Origin of the sequence: Wolbachia endosymbiont of Drosophila baimaii (assembly GCF_028982185.1) — a bacterium.
Lineage (GTDB): Bacteria > Pseudomonadota > Alphaproteobacteria > Rickettsiales > Anaplasmataceae > Wolbachia > Wolbachia pipientis.
The window spans coordinates 1-3,033 of the sequence record NZ_JAPQLE010000097.1 but is presented as its reverse complement, the minus strand read 5'-3'; the positions used below and the strand labels follow the sequence as shown (position 1 = coordinate 3,033).

The 3,033-nt window shown below is 37.2% G+C and carries 6 protein-coding genes; all 6 read left to right on the top strand.

The genetic code is table 11. From position 1 onward, the window contains the following. A partial coding sequence (locus OZD66_RS03255; protein WP_275022201.1) for a transposase occupies positions 1-142 on the top strand: 142 nt, incomplete at its 5' end. A 15-nt stretch (positions 143-157) separates the two neighbouring features. Further along, positions 158-325: a hypothetical protein gene (locus tag OZD66_RS03250; RefSeq protein ID WP_259348564.1), complete on the top strand. Its 168-nt coding sequence runs from the start codon at positions 158-160 to the stop codon at positions 323-325. Next, positions 322-1,623, top strand: coding sequence for a dihydropteroate synthase (gene folP / locus OZD66_RS03245; protein ID WP_182367906.1), 1,302 nt, complete (start codon positions 322-324; stop codon positions 1,621-1,623). The genes OZD66_RS03250 and folP overlap by 4 nt, the downstream gene beginning before the upstream one ends. Continuing rightward, the gene (locus OZD66_RS03240) at positions 1,617-2,105 is read left to right on the top strand and encodes a dihydrofolate reductase (protein WP_182367909.1); all 489 of its coding nucleotides are present in this window, start codon (positions 1,617-1,619) and stop codon (positions 2,103-2,105) included. The genes folP and OZD66_RS03240 overlap by 7 nt, the downstream gene beginning before the upstream one ends. Before the next feature lies 1 nt (position 2,106). Continuing rightward, positions 2,107-2,835, top strand: a complete 729-nt coding sequence (locus OZD66_RS03235; RefSeq protein WP_182367912.1) for a putative folate metabolism gamma-glutamate ligase — start codon at positions 2,107-2,109, stop codon at positions 2,833-2,835. Positions 2,836-2,851: 16 nt separating this feature from the next. Next, the coding region (locus OZD66_RS03230) for a hypothetical protein (RefSeq protein WP_275022197.1) at positions 2,852-3,033 on the top strand (182 nt) is incomplete at its 3' end.

Genomic DNA, 3,033 nt, shown 5'->3' with positions numbered 1-3,033 from the left:
TGCAGAAATTTTGTATCTGCCGCCTTATTCTCCAGATTTCAACAAAATTGAGCATCATTGGTTTGCTATAAAAAACAGAGCCAGGAAAAACATTCCTCTATTCGAATCCTTTCGTCGTGCTGTTGATTCTGCCTTCCTATGACCTGTTCGGACTATTATGAGAAATGCTATAACTCATGATATATACAGGACCATTAATAACCTTGTGATGCAAAAAAAGCTTATTATTTCTTCTATAGGCGTAACTATTCACAAAGTTGCACCACCTGTCCCCAGTGTGCATGGAGGTGTTTTCTTTACTTATCGTAATGCGTTGCAAGAATGATTTACATTTCTATTGGCTCAAATATGGGGAATCGCTTTTCCCATTTACAAAAGGCTGCTCAGTTACTGCAGGAGCGCTATTTTAAAAATTTAAAATCTTCAATTATTCTGGAAACTAAGGCTATTTTACCAAATGATGCTCCACCTCAGTGGAATAAGCCATTTCTAAATATGGTTGTGTATGGAAGTTGTTCTTCTTCTCCTGAAGAGCTGTTAAAGGGCCTTAAACAAATTGAATGTGACATTGGCCGCCTGCAGGTCTATGAAAAATGGGCACCTCGCATTATTGATTTGGATATTTTGTTATGGGATGACCTGACACTTGATACACCCTACCTTAAGATTCCTCACCCAGAATTGATAAACAGACCATTTTTGCTTCACTTGATGGCAATGCTGAACCCTATGGATAATACTCCAATAATCAACAAAACGTTCGGTACTGTTGCTTATGATATCCCTAATATTCAAGATTGTTTTTTAAAGAGTTTTACGCTTTCGCCAGAGCTTGTGGGTATTGTCAACATTACTCCTGATTCATTTTCAGATGGTGGTCTTTATTATGATGCAGATCAAGCAACCAAGCAGGCACTGCGGCTGTTATCAGATGGTGCAAGCATAGTTGAACTTGGTGCTCAATCAACAAGACCTGGCTCCTCAATACAAACTCCAAAAGCAGAATATGCACGCTTAAAACCAGTGCTTGATAATCTTAGTCATTATATGAAAGCTGGCGATATTAAAGTCAGCATTGATAGTTTCTGGCCAGATGTTATTTTGAATGTTTTGGAGCACTACAACATTGCCTGGGTAAACGATCAGAAGGGAGATCTAGATGATAATACCTTAAAAGCGATTGCTAGCAGTGGATGTAGTATCGTTATTATGCATTCACTCTCTATACCACCACATAGTAACAACATTATCCCAAGTGACATTGATCCAATTGATACCATAAATAATTGGGCAGAAAGGAACATTAATAGATTACTAGCTCTAGGTTTTGACCAAAGCTCGATCATTATTGATCCTGGTATTGGTTTTGGCAAATCTCTATATCAGAATATCTGGCTTTTACGCAATATAGAAGCATTGCAAAGTTTTGGCTGCAAAGTTCTGGTTGGTCATTCTAGAAAGTCATTTATTTCTTCTTTTTCTACAGAACCTGTCTTTAACCGGGATTTAGAAACAATTGCTTTATCATCTGCATTGCACAACAAGGTTGATTTCCTTCGAGTGCATAATGTGCGTGATCACATGCGATTTTTTGTAGCTCAAGCTGCTTTACAGGGATGCTAGTTATCGGAATTATGGCTGTTGATCCCGAGGGGGTAATTGGAATAAATAATGGATTGCCCTGGCATTATCCAAGTGAGTTAGATCATTTTCGTCAGGTGACTGACAAACAAGTTATTGTTATGGGGAGAAAGACATTTGAAACTATGCCTCAAGACATATTAGGGAATCGTATTCCTATTGTTTTTTCTCGTGACAAATTAAATTCTTGTTTTAACAGAGGAGTAAAATGCACTATTATTTCTTCTATGCAAGAGTTTTTGTCAATCCAAAGTAATTGGAGTTACCCTCAAATCTTTGTGATTGGTGGAGCACAAATAGCGCATCTTTTTTTAGAATATAATCTAATTTCAGAGCTTATCATAACAGAAATTCACAAACCCTATAAAGGTGATGTATATTTCAACTTAACACTTCTTGATGGATGGAATAAAACTATTCTTACCAAAACAAAAGACTATACTATATGCAAGCTAACACATTAATATGCATATTGAAGCAATTTATACCCACCGCATTGAATGTGGAGAAGTATTAGAGCAGGTTCTTGATCGCTATGTTTCAGAGCTGCTAAGGGAGGAAGTTGTTCTTGCTATCACATCAAAAATCATTTCAATTTGTCAAAAACGAGTAGTTTATAAAACTGCTTGTTCTAAAGAAGAGCTAATCAAAAGGGAAGCTGATGCAGTTGTTGATGTGGCTCACAGTATCTGTTTAACGATTAAAGATAATATCTTAATTCCATCTGCTGGTATTGATGAATCAAATGGTAATGAGGTGTATATTCTATATCCAAAAGATGTTCAGAAAACAGCTCTGTCAATATGGAACTATCTCAAGACAAAACACTGCATAAAACATCTTGGTATTTTGATTACAGATAGTAATGTAACACCTATGCGTCGTGGGGTTACGGGCGTTGCTCTTGGTTGGTGTGGATTTGAACCACTTTATTCCTATATAGGCAAGCCAGATCTTTATGATCAACCACTGCAAGTAACACAAGTCAATCTTCTTGATGCGCTGGCAACGTCTGCTGTTTTAGTTATGGGGGAAGGGGCGGAGCAAACACCAATGGCAATAATTAGTGGTGCACCAAAGGTTCACTTTCTTACTCATCCGCCAACTGTAGAAGAAGAAAAAAGTGTTAAGATATCTATGGAAGAAGATCTTTACTCTCCTCTCCTCATGCGAGCCCGCTGGTTAAAGAGTTAAAGAGGAACTTAAAAATTTGCTATTAGACTTCTTACATAACCATATAACATTGGGAATAGAAACAAAAAACTTGCTTGATACCCTTCGCCAGCACCCTTATCATGAAAGTGAAGCTATTTATTTATCTTCGCAATCTGTGCAGGTTAATGACAAAAAACTTAGGGTATTTGGCGTCTCATGTTTAATTTTTCGCACTAC